General features: G+C 40.6%; 23 protein-coding genes and 1 pseudogene. 14 read left to right on the plus strand and 10 right to left on the minus strand.

Features of this window, described 5'->3' with window-relative positions; genetic code table 11:
* Positions 1–106: 106 nt before the first annotated feature.
* Together AA0X95_RS04550 and AA0X95_RS04555 are read right to left on the minus strand one after the other, a co-directional pair.
* On the minus strand, positions 107–1,558 hold the full coding sequence (locus AA0X95_RS04550) for a PAS domain S-box protein (RefSeq protein WP_413309848.1): 1,452 nt from the start codon (positions 1,556–1,558) through the stop codon (positions 107–109).
* Entirely contained in the window at positions 1,497–1,982 is a 486-nt protein-coding gene (locus AA0X95_RS04555; protein WP_413305855.1) for a PAS domain S-box protein, read from the minus strand. Before AA0X95_RS04555 ends, AA0X95_RS04550 begins: the two co-directional genes overlap by 62 nt.
* A gap of 244 nt (positions 1,983–2,226) precedes the next feature.
* Between AA0X95_RS04555 and AA0X95_RS04560 the strand changes: the two genes are divergently transcribed.
* Genes AA0X95_RS04560 through AA0X95_RS04570 form a run of 3 tightly spaced genes read left to right on the plus strand, consistent with a single transcriptional unit; the run spans position 2,227 to position 4,540 of the window.
* The gene (locus tag AA0X95_RS04560) at positions 2,227–3,015 is read left to right on the plus strand and encodes a GAF domain-containing protein (protein WP_413305858.1); all 789 of its coding nucleotides are present in this window, start codon (positions 2,227–2,229) and stop codon (positions 3,013–3,015) included.
* Positions 2,957–3,793, plus strand: coding sequence for a sensor histidine kinase (locus AA0X95_RS04565; RefSeq protein ID WP_413305861.1), 837 nt, complete (start codon positions 2,957–2,959; stop codon positions 3,791–3,793). Before AA0X95_RS04560 ends, AA0X95_RS04565 begins: the two co-directional genes overlap by 59 nt.
* Positions 3,794–3,811: 18 nt before the next feature.
* The gene (locus AA0X95_RS04570) at positions 3,812–4,540 is read left to right on the plus strand and encodes a LytR/AlgR family response regulator transcription factor (protein WP_413305863.1); all 729 of its coding nucleotides are present in this window, start codon (positions 3,812–3,814) and stop codon (positions 4,538–4,540) included.
* Positions 4,541–4,578: 38 nt separating this feature from the next.
* On the opposite strand, the gene AA0X95_RS04575 is transcribed toward AA0X95_RS04570, so the two are convergent.
* Positions 4,579–4,734: a Spo0E family sporulation regulatory protein-aspartic acid phosphatase gene (locus AA0X95_RS04575; protein ID WP_413305866.1), complete on the minus strand. Its 156-nt coding sequence runs from the start codon at positions 4,732–4,734 to the stop codon at positions 4,579–4,581.
* A gap of 229 nt (positions 4,735–4,963) precedes the next feature.
* Here AA0X95_RS04575 and AA0X95_RS04580 point away from each other — a divergent pair, with 229 nt between their 5' ends.
* The 11 genes and pseudogenes from AA0X95_RS04580 to AA0X95_RS04630 all read left to right on the plus strand — a co-directional run bounded on the left by AA0X95_RS04580 (position 4,964) and on the right by AA0X95_RS04630 (position 17,198).
* The gene (locus AA0X95_RS04580; RefSeq protein WP_413305869.1) at positions 4,964–7,651 is read left to right on the plus strand and encodes an ATP-binding protein; all 2,688 of its coding nucleotides are present in this window, start codon (positions 4,964–4,966) and stop codon (positions 7,649–7,651) included.
* A gap of 234 nt (positions 7,652–7,885) precedes the next feature.
* Positions 7,886–8,611 (plus strand): EAL domain-containing protein, encoded by a 726-nt coding sequence (locus AA0X95_RS04585; protein WP_413305872.1) that lies wholly within the window; start codon positions 7,886–7,888, stop codon positions 8,609–8,611.
* Positions 8,612–8,677: 66 nt separating this feature from the next.
* Positions 8,678–9,409, plus strand: coding sequence for a LytR/AlgR family response regulator transcription factor (locus AA0X95_RS04590; RefSeq protein WP_413305874.1), 732 nt, complete (start codon positions 8,678–8,680; stop codon positions 9,407–9,409).
* A 193-nt stretch (positions 9,410–9,602) separates the two neighbouring features.
* Positions 9,603–9,779 (plus strand): annotated as a pseudogene (locus AA0X95_RS04595) (transposase); the annotation flags it as partial.
* Positions 9,780–10,657: 878 nt separating this feature from the next.
* Positions 10,658–11,185 (plus strand): DUF5317 domain-containing protein, encoded by a 528-nt coding sequence (locus tag AA0X95_RS04600; protein ID WP_413305876.1) that lies wholly within the window; start codon positions 10,658–10,660, stop codon positions 11,183–11,185.
* Entirely contained in the window at positions 11,182–13,227 is a 2,046-nt protein-coding gene (locus AA0X95_RS04605; RefSeq protein ID WP_413305878.1) for an HD domain-containing phosphohydrolase, read from the plus strand. Before AA0X95_RS04600 ends, AA0X95_RS04605 begins: the two co-directional genes overlap by 4 nt.
* 64 nt (positions 13,228–13,291) lie before the next feature.
* Complete coding sequence (locus tag AA0X95_RS04610) at positions 13,292–13,561, plus strand: PilZ domain-containing protein (RefSeq protein WP_413305881.1); 270 nt, start codon at positions 13,292–13,294, stop codon at positions 13,559–13,561.
* Between the two features lie 57 nt (positions 13,562–13,618).
* Entirely contained in the window at positions 13,619–13,936 is a 318-nt protein-coding gene (locus tag AA0X95_RS04615; RefSeq protein ID WP_413305883.1) for an STAS domain-containing protein, read from the plus strand.
* A 1-nt stretch (position 13,937) separates the two neighbouring features.
* Complete coding sequence (locus AA0X95_RS04620) at positions 13,938–14,807, plus strand: PP2C family protein-serine/threonine phosphatase (protein WP_413305885.1); 870 nt, start codon at positions 13,938–13,940, stop codon at positions 14,805–14,807.
* The gene (locus AA0X95_RS04625) at positions 14,797–16,839 is read left to right on the plus strand and encodes a flagellar assembly protein A (protein ID WP_413305887.1); all 2,043 of its coding nucleotides are present in this window, start codon (positions 14,797–14,799) and stop codon (positions 16,837–16,839) included. Before AA0X95_RS04620 ends, AA0X95_RS04625 begins: the two co-directional genes overlap by 11 nt.
* Positions 16,840–16,880: 41 nt before the next feature.
* Positions 16,881–17,198 carry a lipid asymmetry maintenance protein MlaB gene (locus AA0X95_RS04630; protein ID WP_413305889.1) on the plus strand — a complete coding sequence of 106 codons (318 nt, stop codon included), beginning with the start codon at positions 16,881–16,883 and terminating at the stop codon, positions 17,196–17,198.
* 118 nt (positions 17,199–17,316) lie between these two features.
* Here AA0X95_RS04630 and AA0X95_RS04635 read toward each other — a convergent pair whose 3' ends face one another.
* The 7 genes from AA0X95_RS04635 to AA0X95_RS04665 form a co-directional block, all read right to left on the minus strand.
* The gene (locus AA0X95_RS04635; protein WP_413305892.1) at positions 17,317–18,600 is read right to left on the minus strand and encodes a restriction endonuclease; all 1,284 of its coding nucleotides are present in this window, start codon (positions 18,598–18,600) and stop codon (positions 17,317–17,319) included.
* On the minus strand, positions 18,590–18,754 hold the full coding sequence (locus tag AA0X95_RS04640) for a hypothetical protein (RefSeq protein WP_413305894.1): 165 nt from the start codon (positions 18,752–18,754) through the stop codon (positions 18,590–18,592). Before AA0X95_RS04640 ends, AA0X95_RS04635 begins: the two co-directional genes overlap by 11 nt.
* 88 nt (positions 18,755–18,842) lie before the next feature.
* Positions 18,843–19,688 carry a hypothetical protein gene (locus tag AA0X95_RS04645; RefSeq protein ID WP_413305897.1) on the minus strand — a complete coding sequence of 282 codons (846 nt, stop codon included), beginning with the start codon at positions 19,686–19,688 and terminating at the stop codon, positions 18,843–18,845.
* 430 nt (positions 19,689–20,118) lie between these two features.
* The gene (locus AA0X95_RS04650) at positions 20,119–20,334 is read right to left on the minus strand and encodes a hypothetical protein (RefSeq protein WP_413305900.1); all 216 of its coding nucleotides are present in this window, start codon (positions 20,332–20,334) and stop codon (positions 20,119–20,121) included.
* A 22-nt stretch (positions 20,335–20,356) separates the two neighbouring features.
* Positions 20,357–20,443, minus strand: a complete 87-nt coding sequence (gene cas5 / locus AA0X95_RS04655) for a CRISPR-associated protein Cas5 (RefSeq protein WP_413309850.1) — start codon at positions 20,441–20,443, stop codon at positions 20,357–20,359.
* Between the two features lie 345 nt (positions 20,444–20,788).
* Positions 20,789–21,043, minus strand: coding sequence for a hypothetical protein (locus AA0X95_RS04660; RefSeq protein WP_413305902.1), 255 nt, complete (start codon positions 21,041–21,043; stop codon positions 20,789–20,791).
* A gap of 1,146 nt (positions 21,044–22,189) precedes the next feature.
* Positions 22,190–23,371: an IS256 family transposase gene (locus tag AA0X95_RS04665; RefSeq protein ID WP_413309821.1), complete on the minus strand. Its 1,182-nt coding sequence runs from the start codon at positions 23,369–23,371 to the stop codon at positions 22,190–22,192.
* Positions 23,372–23,515: the final 144 nt, after the last annotated feature.

Below are 23,515 nucleotides of genomic sequence, written 5' to 3' on the forward strand. Positions count from 1 at the left end.
GCCTGGACTATTGTTGGACTCGAAATAAATAAAAGGAAGAAGATAGATAGAAACAGGACTAGGAAGACAATATGCCCTTCAATAATCGAGTTTCTTCATTAACTCATTAAACAGATTGTCCCTTGCCCAGCCCACGCCCATCACCATAATAGCGATATAAATTTCGCCCTTCGGCCTTAGCCTGGTAGAGAGCATAATCGGCATGCATCATTAACGTTTTTTGGTCCTCTCCTTCCTCTGGAAAGAGGCTGATTCCGATGGAACAAGTAGTAGTAAAGGTGTGATCACCGATGGACCAAGGATCCTGCAATCCTTGAATAATCTCTCCCGCTAACTCATCGATTTTATTCTTATTCTCACGATATGTCAGCTTCAGAGATCGATTCTTTGAATCCGGCTGAGTCACATTCCCGACCGCAGCTTCTGATTCAGTCCAAGAATAGATAATCGCAAACTCATCGCCACCCAGGCGACAGAGCGAGGCATCTTCGGGTAGCACAGCCTGGACCCTGGCGATGAACTGCTTCAACAGTTCATCGCCTACATCATGCCCCATTGTATCATTGACCCATTTAAAACGATCTAAATCTAGAAAAAATAAAGCAAAGCGTCGAGCCGGAACTGCATGCCCCGCTCGAGTCACAGCGCCAGACCCCACCCGAGGAAGATCCGTGCCATCCGCCCGAGCATCATTAAACGCTTCCCCCAACAACCGATAAAACGCCCTGCGATTCGCCACACCCGTCAGCGTATCCACATAGGCGAGCTCCTCAAGTTTCTCCTCATACCGCTTGCGCTCCGACACATCCCTAGATACAACGACATATTGCAGCAACCGCCCATCCTCATCGAAAAACGGATCACAGTGCGCCTCGATATAAACTGGCGCGCCACCATCCTTCTGCAGCTTTCGGTATTCCAATACATAGGTCCGTGGCTCAGCCATCATCTCCTCAAACGACGCCCGAACCCCTGCCACATCCTCGGGATGAATATTGATATCAAACGGTTTCCCCATCAACTCTTCCGGGTCATAGCCGAGCAACGACTCGTGGGCAGGCGACGCATACTGCACCAACCCGTCCGTAGACACCAAACGTATCAAATCAGAAGAATTCTCCGCAATAATTTTAAACCGATTCTCCAGACTCTTCCGTTCCGTTTCATCCCTCGTAATAGCAGCAAAACCAGTAATCCTTCCATCGGCATCCCTCAAAGGAGAAACAGACACATTCACATCGAGAAATGAGCCATCCTTACGAACAAACTGCGTCTCCCAATTTTGGACCACCTTCCCATGCAGCAGTGACACCCTCATCCTGTCCTCTTCTTCCCGTAAGCGAGCTGGAATAATTGGCAGCTTTCTCCCAATCAACTCATCCCTCGTCCAGCCGTACATTTTTTCAAACGCTGGATTGACATACAAAACCTCACTATCGACAGTCGTAATATTAATGGCATCTACCGTACTGTTAAAAAAAGAATCCAGTCTCTCGTTAGTTTCCTGTAACGTTGCCGAAACGAGCTCTCTCTTCCGAGTAATCCTCAACCACCACATAGACACCGAACAGCCTACGGTCAACCATTGGAATAAACTTCAACAGTAACACTAAGTTGCGGCCGGTTTGGCAGGTACAAGAAACCTTATATTCGGAAGGTCTCCCTTTTAATGCCGAATGCAACTGGGTTAAAACAGGCAGCATATTACTTGTCTCCACGATTTCTGTGAAAAACTTGCCCGCTAACTCCAAATAAGTATAGCCAAATAATTGTTCCGCGGCAGGGTTCACTTTTGTAATACGGCCATTCTCATCCAAGCTAAGAATTGCATGTGAATTTTCTTGAATGAGTGACTTAAATAACGGTATATTGAAATTCAACATCTCACGGCGATAATTTAAAAATAGATATTGAGTAACAATCGCAAGCAAAACCAATAAGATGCAAAGCAAAAAGACAACATATGGATTATAAAAATTCATAAGGCAGGCTGCACCTCCAAGGTAAAATAAGAGTAATAGATTCATTTTAGATATCACTAGGACTTTCGACAATGTCCTAGACGTGAAATGGAGGAAACTGCGACTAAAAAGTAGGTATTTGGAACTGTTGTGTCCATTTTTTACCGAAAAAATTACTAACTTTTACATGTTAAAATTTATGTAAGAATAGTTTACCATTATTTTAGGAAACTAATTTCCAACTAAAGAAACAGCAGGTGATAGAATGGAAGCAATCATTCATCCTGCCCTATCGGCGTTAGAGCGCATATCTGATGGGGTTTTTAGTATAGATTTAAAAGGACAAATCACATATATCAATCAATCAGCAGCTAAACTGATAGAACTAGCCGAGCCAACACAAACGGGGAATCCTATAAGTAGAGTTCTACCAGATGAAATCGCTGATAAACTGGAGAAGAAAATCAACCAAGCGATTCGTCAACAAAGTAACACCCATTTTGAGCTCCAGACCCAATCCTCACAATGGCTTGAAGTTCATATTTATCCGTCTGAGGATGGGGCGACAGTTTTCCTAAGGGATATCACGCCAAAAAAGCAAATTGAAGAAACGATCCAAGTCCAGCATGAGCGTTTGCTACTGTTAACGGAGGCAGCCAATCATTTGTTTTATAAAAAGGAACCAAAAGCTTTGCTAGACGCGCTGTTCCATGATTTAGCCGAATACTTGGACCTAGATGTCTATTTTAATTACTTGTACGATCCGGAAACCAACAAAATCCGCTTAATGAATTACAGCGGGATTCCTGAAACAACGGCTAAAGAAATTGAGTGGCTGGAACTGGGGGAAGCAGTTTGTGGCTGTGTCGCCCGTGACCGCCAGCGGATTGTGGCAGAAAAAATCGATACCTCAGACGACGTCCGTGTGCAGCTTGTTAAAGGTTGGGGGATTAAAGCCTATGCTTGTCATCCATTAATGTCATACGGTAAACTAATTGGAACCCTTTCGTTCGGTTCCAGTAAGCGGTCCCATTTCACGGAAGAGGAAGCTTGACCTCATTTTTACCATCTGCCAGCAGTTGGCGACTACCTTAGAGCGGACCTTCTTAATTGCCGAGTTGACAGAGAAGAAAGAAGAGGCGGAAAAAGCCAATCAAGCGAAGTCGGAGTTTTTATCCATGATTAGTCATGAACTGAGAACACCGCTCAACTCGATCATGGGTTTTGCTCAGATTTTAGAGATGGACCAAAGAGATCCATTGTCTGCCGGACAAAAGGATAAAGTGCAAAAGCTTCTGAAGTCGAGCCGGCACTTATTATCGCTCATCAATGACATGATTGACATTACCCGCACGAAAACAGGCACGCTCGCCTTCCAAGTGGAACCGGTGGCAATTGGCTCCATGGTATCGGAATGTGTCAAAATGATCCGCTCCCTCGCGGACCGCAAAGGGATTCATGTCACAAGTACATGTGATGAAGTCATGATTCACACCGATTTGAAACGGGTAACACAAATAGTACTGAATTTATTAGCCAATGCCGTTAAATACACGCCGCCTAACGGACAGGTGAAAGTCACTTGTGAACCGCAGGGCGAGAGCATCAAATTAATCGTGAGTGATACTGGAATAGGCATTCCACCACAAGAACAGGAAAAAATATTCGCTCCGTTTTACCGAATTTTTAATCGGGATGTCAATATTGAAGGAGCAGGCATTGGTTTAACCATTGTCAAGCAGTTTGTCGAGGAACTACAAGGGGAAGTGGGAGTCAAAAGTGAGCCAGGCAAGGGAAGCCGGTTTTGGTTCACGATTCCCAATCAGCGTTAATCAAAGGGGAGAAACACTATGAGACCGATTAAATGGATACTGGCAGAGGATCATCCCGACTCAATGGAAATTATCAAATATTTCTTAGATGAACGCCCAGATTTTGAGTTAGTCGGATGCTGCACGAACGGGGAGGAGCTCGTGGAGATGGTGATCACTGTGAAGCCGGATCTCGTGCTCACAGATATTAATATGCCGAGGAAAAATGGCCTGCAGGCGGTAAAAGAATGCCTTTCTTTCCATCCATCGCTCAAGTTCATTTTTCTAACGGGCTATGATGAATTTGCGATCGAGGCGTTTGCGATTACGACTGTCGATTATTTGGTGAAACCAATTGACCGGAATCGCTTGATGGCAGCCTTGGAAAAAGCGAAAAGCCTTCTTCAGTTTGAATGGGGTGAGGGCGAAGCGGAGGCGCAAAAGATGAAAATGCTCCCCTTAAAGGAGCAAAACTGTACGCAGTACATCCCGCTTTCGAACATCTATTTTATTGAAAAAGTAGGGAAGAAATGCCTGGTGTATACGAAAACACAGATCTTTGAAACAAGTGAGGCCATCAGTAAGATTATGTCCCGGCTCGATGACTCCTTTTTCCAAGCGCATCGCTCGAATATTATTAATCTGGCAAAAATCTCGCAAATTACGCCTCAGAATGAAACCTATATTGTTTATTTTAAGGACTATGACAAGACAGCCAGCCTGTCAAAGCTAAAAATCAATGAAGTCAGAGAACGTATGCTTTTGTAAAAAGGAGTAACCACATGTGTAGACACTCTCACACGTGGTTACTCCTTTTTCTGTGTTACCTGATTTAATAGGTTCAGATATTCATCTAGCTGATGGCTGCATTCGACCGCTTCAGCCGAGGTAATGCCGTACGTTTCTACCCGTTCAGCTAACTCTTTCTTACATCGCTCAATCAAGATAATTAAATAGGTCATCTGCCTTCTGCCCCTATGCCCAAATTCCCAGTGATTTGTAAAACCAATAGTAGCATGGAACTGACAAAATATGATAGCGGGGGAGTGAAATGGGCGCATTCCTGACTGAAATGCGGAAATACCAGCTTAAAGGTGTCAGAGCACGTTTGAATTAAAAATAATATCATTTGTACGTTACTAATAGATTGAGTATGATGGGAGGGATACTCAGATTAAAGGTGTGATATTCATGGTCCATACAGGATCTTTCGATACAAAGCTTGTCATTTTATCCGTCATTATTGCTATCTTCTCTTCATTCGCCTCGTTAAAAATCATGACAAGACTTGCCATAACAAAGGAAACAGAAAGAAAAACATGGATCCTTGCAGGTGCCGCCATTATGTCCATCGGCATTTGGACGATGTATTTTATTGGCATGCTTGGGTACGAGATCCGCATGCCAGTCACCTTTAATATTAGTCTAACCTTTCTATCTTTCGTGCTGATATTCTTGGGTTCGACCTGTGTCTATGTGATTACGGCTCGATCCACCATTCCCATTCTCTCAAAGGTGACGGGTGTCACCGTAATGGTGCTCTCCATCATTGGTACACATGTGATCGGGATGTTGTCGATGCAAATGGAGGCAACGGTCCATTATAATTTGTTCCTGTCACTCATCATGTTGTTTCTCTCCATGATAGTAGGGGGCGGGATTTTTCTCCTGCTTATTTATATAAAAAATGCTCTAACGCATATCACGTTAAAAAAATTAATTAGCTCGATATTCATGGGCTTAGGGATTTCAGCTGTCCACTACACGGCCATGGAGGCGGTTCAATTATCGGGCGGACCTCTGTCGATTAAAGTAGAACGAATTACCACTATTAGCAATGTGGTGGTATCAATCGATCGGCTTGCCTATGTAGTGGGTTTAGCAACTATCATCATCATCCTGTCAATCATCGTATTAGCTTACTCTGATAAAATAAAAGCGGAACAAGAGCGGATCCTGTTGGCCGAACAAATAAAGAAGGCACAACAGGACTTGATTAATACCATTCAGCGGCAGCAAGGATTAACGCTGAAATATGTCAAAATCGGGGAGCGCTACATCCATACTTTAGCGGAAGGCGAGCTCCTAGCCAAGCTTGGCCTCACCCCAGAAATTGTCGTCGGCAAGGAATTGAGAGACTTTTTACCATTGGAATACTCCGAACATAAGCTAAAGTCCTATATAAAAGCCTGGCAGGGCGAGGTCGTGAACTATGAAGAAGAGCTGAACGGCACGGATTATATGGTGAGCTTAAAACCGGTGATGGAAAACGGCAAGGTGGTAGAGGTCATCGGGTCAGGGATAGATATTACCGAACGGAAGCGGGCGGAACGAATTTTAGTAGAAAGTGATAGAAAATTAAGAGAATCCCACGCCTTACGAAGAACGATGATTGATAATCTCCCCATTGCCATCTTAGTCCTGGATAATGATCTCAACATCATCGCACTAAATAGGCCACACTGTCAGTTATTTGAGATTGATGTACCCATAAAAAAACTAATCGGACAAAATGTCAACCGCTATCGTTCAGCCTACTACAAGAATGATCAATTGGAGGAAGAAAAGATAATAAATATTATTAAAAACAAACAGCCTCTAACAGATGAAATCGAGCTGGATAGCGGGAAAATTTTAAAACGAAGCTATTTCCCCTTCTATGTCGGCGAAGAATTAAAGGGACATCTATGGACCTTTGAAGAAATCACCGAGAGAAAGCAAATGGAGCTTGCCAACCAGAGGGCAAGGGAAGCCGCGGAAAAGGCCAACTTGGCGAAGTCACGTTTTCTTTCGAATATGAGTCATGAGCTGCGGACTCCTTTAAACGGCATTCTAGGGTTTGCCCAACTGCTCGAGTTAGATGACTCGCTCACCAATCAGCAGCGGATGTTTGTTCAAGAAATCAACAAGGGTGGCAGGCACTTGCTCCATTTGATTAACGAAATCTTCGACCTCTCGAAAATTGAAGAGGGAAAACTAACGATCTCCACCGAAAGCATCCGAGTCGATACCGTGACCAACGAATGTATCAATCTGATTGGATCGGCGGCGGACCAAAAAGGAGTAAAGATCATTCATAATGCCATCCACCTACAGGATGGATATGTGTATGCCGATCCGATTCGCTTGCGGCAGATTATCTTGAATTTACTGGATAATGCCATCAAGTACAACCGGGATAATGGGGAAGTGCGGATCAGCTATGACGTGAAAGATGACCAGCTGTCTATCCATGTCCAAGATACAGGAGTGGGAATTCCGAAAGAGGAGCAGGAAATGGTTTTCGCCCCTTTTTACCGAATCAATCATGCGCATACAGAGGGAACAGGAATCGGGCTTTCCCTCGTCAAACAGCTTGTTTCCTTGATGGGCGGCAAGGTCGGAATCAATAGTCAAGTAGGAGTGGGAACCGATATGTGGGTGTGTTTGCCTAAAGCCACCTGTGAACGGGACGCCCCACTTAAACCGCAGGAAAATGGCATGGAACGCCTCCGCATAAATAAGACATATAAGATCCTATATATAGAAGACAATCCCTCCAATCTACATTTAGTGAAGGAGATTCTCGCGACGTTACCGGGCGTCACCCTGCTTACTGCGATGACGGGGAAAGAGGGGTTAAAGGCAGCAGCTGAACAACCATTAGATTTAATCCTATGCGATATCCATCTGCCGGACCTGCATGGGTTTGAGGTGCTCGAACGATTGCAATCCAACTCGTTAACCGAACAGATCCCTGTTATTGCTGTAAGTGCTAATGCTCTTAAGGAAGACATTCACCGCGCGCTCGAAACCGGCTTTACCGACTATATAACGAAACCAATAGACATTGCCTCATTCCTTGAAGTGATCGATGAGCATGTGCCGAACAGCCACTAGGAGGAAATATCAGGAATGAACACCCGCCTTTCCGCCTATGTTTCAAAGTGTGGTCAGAATGTCGTGAAATGTCTATTTTTTGTCACATGCTGTCCTTTCCTATCCATAATTGGCAGAAATACCTACCTCTCGTGTCGAACCATGAATAGACAGAACCTGTGAGAAAAGATACAGTTAAAGTCAAAAATTAACGTATATAATGGTATATTGGCAAAGAGGAAGGGCGAGTGGGTGATGAGCAGAAGAGCAATCAATCAGCTTCCATTGTTGAAAATGGAACATGTGTATCAGCCAATGTGGAATGTTGCCAATATGAGTCTTTTTGGATATGAAGCACTGTTGCGCTTTCCGGACGGGGTTTTTGAAGGAAATATCGAAACTTTCTTTGAGCAGGCAAGAGAAGCAGGGATGCTATACGAGCTGGATACGAAGTCCATTTTTGGTGCGGCTAAAAGCTTTCCCCTCCATCGGTTAGACGAGGAACGGTTGTTTATTAATATTTATCCGTCGACTCTTCTGCATCCAGAATTCGAAGTATTTATTGGTCAATTTCTGCTTACCTTTCCTCAAGCCTATGGGAAAATTGTTTTTGAATTAAGTGAAACCAAATTTGAAGACGATATATGGGAAATCAAAGAATTAAAAGAACGTGTGAAGCTCCTAAAAGAGAAAGGCTTCTTAATAGCGCTAGACGATATCGGCAAGGGTGCAGCCGAATTACAAAAAATGATTGAGTTTACGCCGGATTACATTAAATTAGATCGCTATTTCGCCAGAGAACTAGCGGAATCCAAAGAAAAACAAGAGATGATTGCTTTATTCATTCAATATTCGAAGGGGAAAATGGGTGTGATTCTGGAAGGGATTGAACAAGGGCTTGATTTAGAACAAGCCAAAAGGCTACATGTTCCCGTTGCCCAAGGTTATTTATTAGGAAAACCGCAAAAAGTAACCAATTAGCGCTTTATTCGTGATTTTTCTGCGTAAGCTAACAAGGAGCAGCACGGGAATGAGAGGAGGATACGAATGGGAGAAATGAGAGTAATTGTCGTCGATGATGATGCTTCTTCAAGAATGCTTTTATCCCATCTTACCCAATTAGTACCTGATTATCGTGTGATTGGCGAAGCCGCCAGCAGTAAAGAATGTATCGAATTAGTGAAAAAAGAAAAGCCTGATATTGCCTTAGTCGACATTAGGATGCCGGATGTCAATGGGGTCGAAACCATGAGAATCTGTAAGGAAATGCATCCGCAGTTACAGGTTATTTTTACAACAGGTCACGATGAATATGCCATTGATGCCTTTGAGCTTTCGGCGGTCGATTATCTCGTTAAGCCGATTGAGCGGGTGCGGCTGTTCATCGCACTGGAAAAGGCGAGGAAATTGATACAGATGGCCAAAAGCATCGAAGCGAAAAAGTATAAAAAAGGTGTCAACAAGCTGTTATTCAAATCGAATCAGGCCTTTGTCTACCTAGCTCCAGACGAGATCCTATTTATAGAAAAAGAAGGAAGAAAGTCGGTTATTCATACGGAAACGGATCAGTTTGAAACGATGGAGTCACTCTTAGAAATCGAGTACCGATTACCAGATACATTTTTTAAAACGCATCGCTCCTATTTGGTGAACCTGAAGCGAATCGCCAAGATTGAATCTTTAGGAGAAACGTACGCAGCAACCTTTCCGCAATCAGACAATAAGGCGTATATCTCAAAGTTGAAAATTAATGAAGTGCATCGGCTAATGGGAACTTAAATAAGTTCTCTTTTTTTAATTTATAAGATTGTGTATTGAAAAACCTTCCAATTTCGTAAAATCGCTTCAAAATTTCTGACAAATGGGTGTTTAATAAAGGATGTACAATAAAACTGAAATATATCTGACAAATATCAGTAAAAACAGACAAATTATGATCAAGAGGTCTCTTTCTCAAAAATCATGGGGCTTATTAATTAATAAACGATATGCTAACTATTACAACACTAAGTATCATTTAACCTGCCATGTTTTTGAGAAACGGTGTCATGATACGCTGATTAAAGATAAAGAAGGAATGCTAGAAGTTAGCCGTTATATTCATTTGAATTCTGTTTTAGCCAAAATGGTGAGCAAACCAGAATATTATATTATCCATGGAGCAACGTTTAATTAGTAAAGCCTATAGGGGAAAGGATAGAAAAATGTCGAAAAATAGGATGATAGGGACGGTTCTTGTGGTCCGGATCAAGCCAGGTAAACCGTCCTGGTGATAACCTGTTGTTCTAATTAGATCCCGTGCCTAGTCACCACCCGGAATTTTTGTATGGGTGGTTGTTGCACTTCTTTCCGTTTGGGGAGGGAAGTGATCATCATGAAACAATTCTTGAAATTCTATGAGAAGTTTAAAGGGGATTATGCGTGTAATACCACGGACGGTTCTGCTGGTTCTATATCAATTTTTTATGGTCCCCGTGTGATAAAGTGCCAAAAGAACCGTCCCTGTGGCTTTCAGGTCGTAACTTCTACAATAGGAGTTTTTTTTTTTGTAAATACTATTTATTTGAATTTATGGGATTATTTTAAAATCGCTCAAGGCAAGTGGGACTGAATCCTTTTTGTTTCGTTTGTTGTTCAATGGGTCGTTGGTACAGTGTTTAGGACATTTTGAGTAGGACTTGATACATATGAGTCTAATGATATTGTCATACATTGTCGGAATATAGATAATATTGATACAAGGAGTCATCACAAGTAAAGTGAACATAAAATTCCAACTCTTGTTAGCAAATTGGATTTAACCTCAAAAAGGGAGTGTTTTGAGTTTTTTAAAGGGGGTGAAATAAATGAAAGCTAACGTTAAAAGAATCTTAGTAGTTTGTGCAGTAGTGGCTGCTGCATTAGGACCGGTAGTTGGTAAGCCATGGTGGGGTTAAGCAATAGATAAAGACTTGGATGATACCTTGGATCAATCACCTAGGATTGTCGCCAAGTCTTTTTAATTTGTTTAGTAGGAGGTCATTGAAATTGAAATATTTTCTATTAATAGCCATTCTTTTCACACTAGTAAAAAGGAGAAATCCGCTGACATTTATTTATAATATTGAATTTCAATGGCCTCTTCTTATATTAATAAGCTTTGGAGTACAAATTGCACTTGCATTTATCACGATTGAAACCAAAAACAAGCTAGAATGGATTCTAGTCCTTACTTTCCTCGGAATCATTGCCGGCCTATGGAAGAACAGACATTTGGCAGGGATCAAATGGATGGTCACAGGAGCGCTCTTAAATTTGACGGCATTAATGCTGCATGGGGGCTTCATGCCTGTTTCTGAAGAAGCGCTCGTCATGACAGGACAAACAGACCCTTCCTTTGAGAGTGATTCTCGCCATCGACTCATGGAGGATTCCATGCCGTATTGGATTTTGGGCGATTGGGTTCCTGTTGTCCGCTATGTATTAAGCCCTGGTGATTTCTTAGTTGGCCTTGGGATCGTCCTCCTTATTTTTCATCATTCCTCAAAAATAAAACCAAAAGGTGAGAGACAATGAAAGTGGTAAATGGGTACACGATTAGTTTAGTAATTATCTCCTGTGTATCTTTTTTGTATTCAATAACTCAAGTAAATACGTCTTTCATGCCTTATTTTTTGATTATAGCCGGGATTGTAATTGTTTTAGAAATTTGCCCGGTACGATTGCCTAGTGGGGACCAATATTCAGCAGGCAGTATTGGATTCTTGTTTTTGCTGATTCACAGTGGCTTTTCTTTTTCCATCTTAGCGATTTATCTAGCCACCGGTGCTTATTTTTTAAAGAGTTTAAAAAAGAGGAAAGTCCGGCTGATTCATCTTTTTGTAACCATTGGAATGTATGCGGGTTCTATAATTGCCTCCCTTCTGGTCTGGGAATTGACGGAATCGGTATACTTATTATTTAGAATTGGACTTGTCTCCGTAGTATTTGAAATGGTGAATTTTATGTTGTTAGAGGGAATCGAGGTAACTATATTTGGTAAAAAAATGTTTACCAATCTTAAAACGAAAATAGTTGAGTTACTAATTCCTGTGGTTGTTAGTATCATTGTCCTTTCCCGTCTAACTTATATTGAATCTGATACTGAATTACTCTTCTCTATGTTCTACTCCTTATTTTTCCTATTAGTGGTTAACTTCTTTTCTCGTGAATCTATCAAACAGCTGACCATTAGAAAGTCAATATCAGAAGCATTCATTCAGGTTCTAGAAGGTCGTATTACCCCTAGTCTCGCAGGACATGGAAATCGTGTAGGGATCATTTGTGACACAATTCTGGAAGACTTAGCTTATCCGAAGAGAAAGCGGTTTGATTTGGTGCAAGCAGCCACTATTCATGACATCGGAAAAGCTCTTCTTCCATCCTATATTTTTAGAAAAAGAGGAGACATGACTCTTTCAGAGGAACGTGAATATAAAACACATCCTGAAAAAGCATTGGAGATGGTTAAAACAATGTTTCCGAAAGAATCCTTTTCTGATTGGATTCTCTATCACCATGAACGGTGGGATGGAAAGGGTTTTCCAAAAGGACTCCAGGGAGAAGAGATTCCCCTTGAGTCAAGAATTATAGCGGTAGCTAACGAGTTAGATCACTTTATTTCGCGTAATCATGATCCGGAAACGATTTTAAAGTTGCTTGTAGAAAAATCAGGAACGTGGTTAGATCCTCAATTAGTAAAAAAAGTGGAACTGCATCATATCGAGATGGTACTGGAGAACATCCTTCCATATCAGGAGGAGACAAAAACGGAATCAGTTCATCAATACTCTGAACATGGCACGTATTCGAATTTAGGAGAATCGTACTTCATTAAAGTAAAAAATGGCACAGTTGTTTCACAAAAAAATGAGCTGCCTATCGATTTTGCTCTTTCTCTAGCAGAAATAGCAAGTAAGCGGAAAGAGACGGTTCATGAAACGTTTACAAGTGATCATCACACCTTTGACCTTCACGCTCATTTAGAGCCGAATGGTGAGATTACGATTTTTGTCCATGATCTTACGCCTTATCTAGGTTATAGAAAGCGTTTGGAAAAAAACATTTTAGAGTCCTATGTAGAAGTGGTAAACACCGTTTCAGATGGAAAAATTACGCTTCACTCTTCAAAAACTGGCCTTATGAAACAGTTAGGAGAACAAATCGCAGATATTCCAGTAAATAGCAATTCGGATGTACCGAAAAGCCGGAAATTGACAATGGAAGTTTTGCAACAAGTGCCAACAGAAATGAATTCCATGCAGGTACAAGTGGCTGTTTCAGAGGCAGTAACAAATATCCTTAAGCACGCTACTAGCGGAAATTTATCGATTTACCGACGAGGTCAGTTACTGCAGTTTTTAATTTCTGATAAAGGATCAGGGATCCCACTGCATGAAATTCCCAAAACTATCTTGGTTTCGGGTTATTCTAGTAAACGTTCATTAGGTCAAGGATTCAAAATGATATCAAATTTTTCTAACGGGGTATCCATCTATACCTCTTCTGAAGGAACCAGCATTTTAATTGAATATAAACAGCAAAGAAAAAATAACAATGAGCCTGGAGATGTTGCCTAATAGGTTGAACCTATTGGAGGAGAATACGTGTTGTTAAATGGTAGGTATGAGGGAGGTACAAAATATGGAAAACGAACGTCGAGAGTTTGGAAGAGTGGGGTTTGACACTTCGGTAAAATTGTTGATATTAGAACCCTTTTACAAGATTGTTTCTATGGATGATGCTAGTAAAGACGGGTTGCGTATTGTTACGGAATTGAATTTGGAATTGCATGAAGTGTTTACTTTTAAAAACATTGAAGTAGAGAATAGCATTTTGTTTCAAGCAAAAGTGGTCCGAAAAAGGCCTGTAGAAAGTGGTTTGTTTAGCTACGGATTGGTAATAGAGAGTTAAGAATTCTCATTTAGGTCATCGAAGAGTGGGAACAAACGAAGGGTGAGGAGGGGAAAAATGAGTTTAATAGTTGAAAAGCGGCACGAAAAAAAGTGCGCCGTTATCCGAATAAAGGGTATTTTAGATATTACTACAATAGAAGACTTTGTTACACAAATCGAAGTATTACCTGAGGTGCATTCTCTCATTCTAGATTTTTCAAGCCTGGAATTTGTCGACTCTACTGGTATAGGAGCCATTATGGAATTAATCTATCTAGCAAGGGAAAACAATTTTTCTATTGAATTACAAGGCATGGATGAAGGGACTAAGCAGATTTTTGAAGTAGTTGGTTTATTTACGATTATGAAAGCCCTCAAAAGGGAGGGAGCATGACTTGAAGTTTCGTGACCGACTTACTTTCAAACAGGCTCCTTCAGTGTCCGAAGAAACGCAGGATGAATTACGGATTTTGAAACGAGAAATAAATTTGGCCAGAAATATTCAAACCCAACTCTTAAATGCAAAACCTCCCAAATTAATTTCAGGTGAAGTGATTGGTTCCTCGATTCCAGCAAGACTTATTGGTGGAGATTATTTTGACTTCTATCCTTTAGCTAATGGGAAAATACGGATTGTCATTGGGGATGTGATGGGGAAAGGTATACCTGCAGCCATGTTAATGATTTTGACGAGAGGGGCATTTCGTAGTGCAGCCGAAAGTACGGCAGGCCCAGGTGAAACGTTAACGGCTATGAACAATGCCTTATATAACGATCTGCGTTCTCTAAAATCTTTTGTCACTGTTTTCTGTTCAGATTGGGACCCTAAACTAGGAGTTCTTACTTTTGCAAACGCGGGTCATCACCTTCCGCTCTATTTTGATGAAAATAAAGTGGAGGAACTTCCAAAAGTCACAGGAGTGATGCTGGGAGGTTTACCAAACCAAGTCTATCATGAAAGTCAGATACATTTAAAACCCACTCAAACTGTTTATTTTTATACGGATGGAATTGTCGAGGCCCGAAACCAAGAGGGAGAGCAATTCAAACTAGAGCGGCTAATTAATACCTTGCTGCAAAATCAAGGAAGAAGTGTTCAGGAACTGGAACAAGCAATTGTTCTTGATGTTTTTCAATTTATGAATGGAGTGAATCAAAAAGATGATATCACCATGGTGATTCTACAAGTAGGCGAGCACTCAACAGACATCGCCTGTTATAATTCACCAATGATTCAATCGGAAGGAGGCATGCATGATGAGTGAAGTTATGATTTCAAGAGGGAAGACACTTGATCAAGCCATTGAAAACGGTCTGAGTTTATTGGATATACCGAAGTCTCAGGTAGATATTGAAATTATTCAACCAGAGACAAAGCGGTTGTTTGGTATCCTTGGGACAAAGCCAGCTGTGGTTCGGTTAATCAAAAAACCAAAGCACACGAAGGGTGGATTGAACATGGAAACTCACCCAGCAGATCACCATGTTTCCCACGAGAAGGCTAGTATAAATCTAAAAGATAGAAAAACTGAAATGAACAAAGCATTAGGTAAGGTGTGGGTGAAAGATGGACGAGTTTATTGTAAGGAAACGGACCATCATTACCCGACTATTACACCTGTTAAGGGAATAAACCTCTATAAAAACGGGGAATTGGTAAGGAAAACAACAGTACTCATGGAAAAGGATCAAGTCAAAATTGAACTTAAAGCAGAAATGAAAGAAGCATCTTGGTCTATTAATCTGGATGACAGAAAAATGGAGGCCACGCTTCAGGTGGAACCAGGTTTTCGGAAAACCTATCGTTTGGTTGATCAGGAACCAATTTCCAACTTGTACCTTGAAGTATCGGTAGAGGAGAAAGTAATCAATCCTCTTCAACCTATTCACATTGAACAAAAAATGAAAGAGTTAGGTATAAGAATAGGGATCCGAAGGGAAGAGATTCAAAAAGCCATGGATGCAACAGAACCAGGAAAATATCTGATTGCGAAAGGGGTGGAACCTCTTAAAGGTGAAGATGGTTGGCTAGAGACAGTAGTAGATACGAACTGGGAGAATAATAGGTGGAAATTCATAGAAAATGGAAAACTAGACTTTCATAAACTTACTACCTTTCCTAATGTGGAAACAGGACACCTGTTAGGAATCATTCATCCTTCCAAAACGGGTAAAATAGGTTATACCGTAACGGGCGAGGACATTAAGCCCGAAGCTGTAAGAGAAATGGAAGTGCAAACAGGGAGAGGAGTAGACATTGTTGATCAAGGTTCTAAGCTGGTCGCGGTGGAATCGGGAAGGCTGTCTACTCAATTCAAAGAACTGAAAACAAAAGTGTCTGTGATTCCTAGGTTAATTCATTCTACAAATGTTGATTCTGTGTCTGGAAACCTACGATATTATGGAGATATTGAAGTTAGAGGGAATGTAAACGGGGGGATGGAGCTCCTAGCGTTATGCGACCTCTATGTTCAGGGGACGGTAGAACAATCAAAACTTATTTCAGGGAATAGCATCATTATCTGTCAAAATGTGTTTAATAGTTATCTTCACGCAGGGAAGAGCAATGACTTGATTTTACAAATAGAGCATGTAATGAGAAGAGTTTCTACGGAATTAAAAGGGTTGGCCCTAGCAGTGGACCAAGTGTATCAATCTCCTGTTTTTAAAACATCTGATATTGTGAAAAAGGGATTAAGTTCCCTGATAAAAATTTTATTGGAGAAAAAGTTTAAAACCTTACCAGCTTTAATCAAGGATTTAAACGAGCTAATATCCAGAGCTGATCAACTACAAATACTTGAGGAAGAAATAAAAGAACTTCTGATAGATTTATCTAACGGATTCTTGAGGGTCCTGCCTTCACAATTTCAGGAAGCGTCAGACATTATTACATTAGCAGATCGAATTCATGATCTATGTCCGGATGTCCTAGTTGATAATGCCATGATGATCCTTCCGTATGTATTGAATAGTGAACTTACCTGCTGTGGAGATATCTCTATAACTGGAAAAGGCTGTATTAATTCTACTATTCATTCAGAAAGGAAAGTGATAATCAGTGGAAGTCTCCGTGGGGGAGAAGTATATGCGGCACTTGGGGTGGAAGCAGAAGAGACAGGAACAAAAGGTGGATTGGTGACGCGTATTCGTGTCCCCGAAGGACAAACAATCAAAATAAACCATGCGCTGGAAGGGACAATCATCCAAATTGGAAATCAATCCTATGAATTTGAACGCGAGGAAAAAAGTATTTTCGCTAGAGTAACACCTGAAGGAAGACTGCTGTTATTTTAAATTGTTAACCACCTATAAACGAATCTAGAGGAGAAGAATATATGTTTGAATATCAGATCATCATACATGAAGCGGAAAAGGCGACCGCACTGTTAAAGGGAGATATAGATATTGAGGCCACTGAATTGATGGAAGAAGAATTGGTTACTGTTTTAAAGAAGTACCAAGAGGTAGAACTGCACTTTAAAGATGTTTTATTTGTTGATTCTACAGGAATAGGGTTATTAATGAACCAAGTTCGGGAGCTTACAGAACGAAAAGTGAAGGTAACGATTACCCACTTAAGTGAGGACGTCTATCAAGTATTCGATCTTTTGCAGATTCCAGAAATATTAGGGCGTGATGTTTTCTCAAGCTGATTGCATCTGAACAAAGTGAAGTCACAGATCAGGAAACGGATCCCACAGGGAAGGTTCTGATGGTTCTTTGAGATGAGCCACTAGAACCTTCCCTGTGTGCTTTTTCTGAAGGAGTAACTTATATACTTTTAAAATAAATTTGGGCAAAATCAACCCCATTAATCAATTCCACTCGATTGTCGGCCGCCAATTCCTTGCATTCTTCCGTGAACCCGTCAGCAAGGGAAATCAGGATTTTTTGAATCACATGAGCTTCGTCAAGGTTTAAGTTTTTTTCCATGCTTACCAATTGGTGGACCCCAGTAGAGCCTGTTAAATCTTCGTGCTTTTTAATTTGAATACAATAAGTGAGATTAATAGATTTAAGTTCAAATGGTGTTTCCACAGGAATGTTCTTTGAACATAGTAAATCAATATCTCCGCCTTTTCGGTCATAGCTGTTCGATTTAAGAATGGTGAATCCGTTATCTTTCATACATTTTTTGACTAGTTTTTCAAAATCACTAGGTGTTAGGTTGCGAACAGTTTTTACCCACTCCGTATACAGCTTGTTCTCAATCGTTTGAAGCTTATCGTGTAGCGGATGGGCTTTTTCAAGTTCTTCTTTTTCATTGGATGAAAACACCTCTACAATGGCTTGCTTAAACTCTTGGTTTCTAACCATATTCACTGGACTTGAATAGGCGATCGATTTTAGCAGCCTCTTCACAATCAAGGGTGTAAGAGGGAAATCATAATGGACCTTTTGGATATGGTCAAGATCAATGTGGATCACATGACGGTAATCATTTGTTGGCTCCAAAGGCAGGCTGAACTCATAACAGCTATGCGAGTCTGGTGCCTGCTTCGCTTTGACAATCAAAAAGTGATGGTAATCCGGTTGTTTAGGAATAATGATTGTATCACCTTCCTTAATGAATAACATTCTAGATAATACATTCCACTGTTTTTGAGCCTTTCCATCCAAATCCGTTTTTTCGTTTTGGTAGCTTTGGATAAAGCTTTGCTGTCCTTGAAATAAAGAAAAGCGGTCAGAATAGCCCCAGCCTTGTCTAAGTCTGCCTTGGAGAATTTCTTGGTACAGAAGTTTTCTGGCTGCATCATTTTGCCTGAACACTACACACTTAGACTCTTCTTCACTACCGTATAGCTCACTGAAAGGCATCAATGGGCCGCCAAGGGTTACCTCTACCTGAAGCAGAGGAAGAAGATCGTTTAAATTCAGATTCCCTTGATAATCCTGCCAGAATCCATGGCTATAAAAAGATTCTATGTGCATCGGGGCGGAAAGGACTTTTTCCTTTAAATGTAGGATACTGGCTTGATCATTTCCTAAACTCAAAAGATAACGCTCAGACCCTTCCTGGCCGACAATCTTTATGTTGCTTACATTAGTTTGCATCTTGTATGTCTCCATTCATCTTTTCATAATACCCGCACTGCTTTTCACAGACCCATGCTAGAAACGAATCTACTATCATATGATCATCCATCAGATGGATTTCTTCCCAAGCATCTTCCTTCATCGTAGATCCGCATTGTTTGCATTTTTTCATATATTGAATCCTCCAAAAGGATCTAAATTTTTCATTTTAGTAGAATTCTTACATTTCGTCGAAAATTGACATCCATAATTGATCAATTTTACTGATTTGTTTTTTTATCCTCACTAAGCTGGGTTAGCCGGTTAACCAATCGGTCAACAGTTGTTTGTCCTGAAGGGTTTGATTGGGTAATTTCTGTAACTTTATTCAGCTGCTCTTTATTTATTTTACTAGGATTGATTGCTGTAACGGCTTCATTGACTAGAGTAGGGAATATAGCCTCTGCCTCGGTCACATGGACATTTGAGGAGGTTCCTGGTGTAGCCGGACCCCCGTGGAAAGACAGATTATTGGTTACCAAAGCGTCTGGAGCCGTTCTCACATAGTCATGGACTTGAACCAAGTTTTGCATATTTGGTGGCTTTGCATCCGGACCATGATAGGATAAGTTGTTCGTAGGATCCCCATCCGGTGCGGTTCTTACATGGGCTTGTACATGCTGTAGATTTGATCCATTAGCTATGGCCGGATCGGAGGAATGTATTCCGTTTGGCACCACATGATCTCCACCCGTCACAACATGACCATCTGTAAACGCTGGGTCATGGGCAAAGAAGTCCCCACCAATATGCATTTTTAGGAATGGTAGAATAAAGGAAATAATAATTAGTGGTGCGCTCCCCATGATGCCGAGTGCTGTTGAACTTGTATAACCTTGTTGGTACAGCCAGATTAAGACACTCCTCAATACAAAAAATCCAATGACAGCGACGATTACCGCTTCCGTAAATACGGCAGAGGAAAACCGGTACGACAACCATGAGTAAGGGTCCGAACTTATTTTTGCAAGCAGAGCTCCAGCAGCCCCATAGATGAAAATACCTGCTACAAAAGGTTTCCAATTCTTAATGACAAATCCGATCCGCCTAATAAAAAGGATAATCATAATGATGAATATAATGGAATAATCTTGGAAACATTTCTTGAAATTCTACGAGAAGTTCTGAAGGGAGTTATGCGTGAAATCATTCCCATTTAAAAGTCTGAGACTTAGTAGGAGCAAGTGGCCGGTTCTGCTGGCTTTTTTATGATCCAAGAGAACCGGCCCCATGGCACTTCATTCCATAACAGGCACGGGAGATGTAGGAGGGTTTCCTTATTCATGATAAAAATCAACTATTATTCTTAGTGTTTTCGAGAACCTTTGGAATATCAAACTCTATCTCAATCAAATTTTGAAACTCCTTATTTTCGGAATCGGACAAATAGATTAGTTTTGAATGAATTCCTAAAATGGACTGAGCTAGGTACATGAACCGCATCTGTGGAACTCTAAGCACATCTCTTTCCTTCTTTACCTCCACGAAGAAACAAGTCTACAGATTGTAAATGAACAGATCAGGATTTTCAATGGAGTGGTCTGTGTCTTCCAATATTTTAACTGCATCTTTAAACTGTTCGAGTTTTTGCTGACCGGTCATAAGAGAAATGATGTCATTGTATATCTTAAATTTCGAGGTTCTGGATAAAAGGTTAAATTCATTGGTGATTGTATTAAACCCTTTAGCACGAAAATATTGCTCCGTTACCATTCTCCAAAACCATAGCCATTACTTATGCCAGGGCCATTCCAAGCAAGCATGAAGGAGGGGACAATGGATGAGTCTCTTTTCTTCCACTTTTGAAGTATTTCTTCCTCATAAGGTATTGTCATTTTTTCAATGATCATAGATGGCATAATCGGCTCTCTCCTTCACAAATGTTCCCAATAGTAAAGCACGAAGATGTACGATTACTCGGTAATGGTATAGCTATAAATATCGTAGTTCATAGAGTCTAATTTGCTTGTCCATCGTAAACCCGAAATTTCAGGCAGCAGGTCTCTGTGATCTCCCCAATTCAGAATATGAATATCCTGTAGCTCGGTATCCCGTATAAGCGATAGACTCTTTGAGTTGTAGGCTGGTTTGTGTACAGTGATTAGAAGTTTTTCGGCCAGATCAATTTCCTTTGACCAAATGGCCTCCGTGGGTGTATGTTCCCCAGCTAGACGGCCCGCATGATCTTAAGGTGGTTGGAGTCGTTGGTAATCCACCAAATTTCTTGTGATACTCTCTTCCCAATGGTTTGCTGGTCCGCTTTTCCTATATATAATAAAACATCTTTTCCATAGACCAAGTGTTTCCCGTAGATTTGATAGATTCCATAGTCGTGAGATTCGTCGGTTAGGAGATGTAGCTCATCTAATGTAAAAGAACCTTCCCAATCTATTTGGATTAGTTTCATTGTTCTTTTTTGCATGATGGTCTCCTATATCTAATTAGGTATATGAAAATTATACCAGTGGCGAGTGATGGGTTCTAGTCGTCTTATTTGCTTCAAAAATAAACTATCTATCGCACCTGGTCGTAAATAGAGAGTATGTGACCAATCAAGGTCCCTGCTTAACAATCTTCTCAGTCACCATATTGAGTTCATTTTTATAAAAGACAGTAGTCGACAATCTTTTTGATGATTTCAGATTAAGAAACGAGTATTAACAAGGGCTAATCCTTCAATTAATCAAACGTTTGTTTAGTCTCGGAATTCGGTGGGAGTAATAGAATAGAGTCGGTTGAAGAGAAATGGCTTGGGTTTTGTGGATTGGTAGGGGAATTTAGGGGAGGGATCATCGAGATTGTTTTTATGAGAAAGTGGTCAGGAATATGTAAAGGGAGCGGTTCGCGGGATTTTTAATTAAACGTTTGATTAGTATAGCAGATAGGGAAAAATGGTGAAGTCTGTTGGCTTATGGGGGATATGACTAGCTTGCAGCCATACATTTTGGCTGAAATTTGGTTGGAGATGTTGCTAGGAGGGGCTCTTATAATGTGCTTCAAACTGTGGATTGGAGCCCCTGTACTATTTTTACTGCTTGAACCTGTATGGATCAGACACGTAGATGCCAGACAGGTCGTTTTATATTATGCTCTGTTACAACTTAATTGTGTTTGTAAAATAAGGGGAGAATTTCCACTTAAATTGGGAAATACCCTTATTTCCTTAAAAATAAGGGGAGTTTTTCCACTTATATGTTCAAAATCATTGGTATTTTGCCTTGTTTAGAGCAGTTAAGGGGAATTTCTCCGCTTATTTCAGCTTATTTTGCATCCTATTTATACAATAGAGGGAAATTCTCCCCTTATTTCAACTTCTTAAGCGTCCTCTATATCCAATAGAGAGTCAAGTCCATTTAATTGTGTAAAAGTGTCAACAATGATTCCGATCAATAAAAAAATTAGTAAGGTGAACTATATTATTTCGAATTTACATTGAGAGGCGGGCATGATAGCCTAGGAGGGCAAGCCAGGTGTTGTTAAACTCCTGGCTTCCTGGCGTTACATCATGCCCGCTGGAGGCTCGATGTCAATTCGAAATTAGGCTTTTCCACTCCACTTGAGTAGAGAGTTATTTTTCATTTGTTTTCTTGAGGTAAGGAACATTATTTTTGTTCCAATCTTTTTCAATATCCATTAATACGGATCCAATTATTCGGATAGCGGACAAATCATTTGTAAAAATACGTATGACTTTTTCTCTCCTCCGTACTTCTTGGTTTAAGCGCTCTAGCATATTCGTTGTGCGTAAGTGCTTATGATACTGGACCGGCTGTGAATGAAATTGGATTGCATCTTCAAAGCCATTTTCTAATGTTTCAATTACTTTTGCGAATCCCTTGGTATCTTGATACTTCTCTACAAAGCGATTTTTCAAGTCTCTTACCACACTTAAATCTGAGTTTTGAAAGAGGTCTTTTAATTCCTGACGAGCCTCAGCAGTACCTTTTTTCGGCATAGTATCCATGATATTTCTTAAAAAATGAACACTACACCTCTGCCATGAAGTTCCTAGAAATGATTCTTTAATGGAGGTAACTAAGCCACCATGAGCATCAGAAATCACCATTTTAGGGGATTGAAGACCTCTGGACTTTAGATATTCGAAGAAGGAAGTCCAGCTATCAGTGGATTCGGTGTGATTGACTTTGAGGCCAATGATCTCTCTATGACCGCTTTCACTAACTCCAACCGCAATATGAACACTTTTAGAAACTACTCTATCGTTCTCACGAACTTTAATGTACATAGCATCCACGTACACATATGGATAATAATGAACGTTAAGTGGACGGTTTCTCCAGTCGTTGATGATGGGGTCTACGGTCTTCATTAGATTGGAAACAAGTGATTTGGACACACTCTTCCCGCATAATTCCTCTACAATTTTTGTGATTTTACGTGTAGAAACACCATTTACAACCATTTCAATCATAGAAAGAATTAGAGCTTGATCGCAGCGTTTAAATTTTTCAAAGATAGAAGTAGAAAATTCACCGTCTCTGGTACGAGGAACTTTTAGTTTGAGAGAACCTACACCAGTAATGAGCTCACGCTCATAGTAACCATTTCGATAGCCCCTCCGATCTTCGGTTCTTTCATGAGAAAGAGCATTAATATATTCATCTCTTTCTTTTTCCATTAAAGAATTTAAAATGAGTGATAAAGAAGCCTTAACTGGTGATTCTAATGAGCTGCTTTCAACTTTTTCTTTGAGATCTTCTAAATTTATAGTAATATTGATTTGGGTCATCATCATGTCCTCCGTTTATGGTTTTCTTGGTCGAAAACATTGTAACACGGGTCATGATGATGACCTATTTTCTTTTTACACAATTATATGGACTTAATCCAATAGAGGGAGTATCTCCCCTTATTTCAGCCTCTTAAGCTTCCT

This window comes from Neobacillus phoenicis, from assembly GCF_047302305.1.
Classification (GTDB): domain Bacteria; phylum Bacillota; class Bacilli; order Bacillales; family Cytobacillaceae; genus Neobacillus.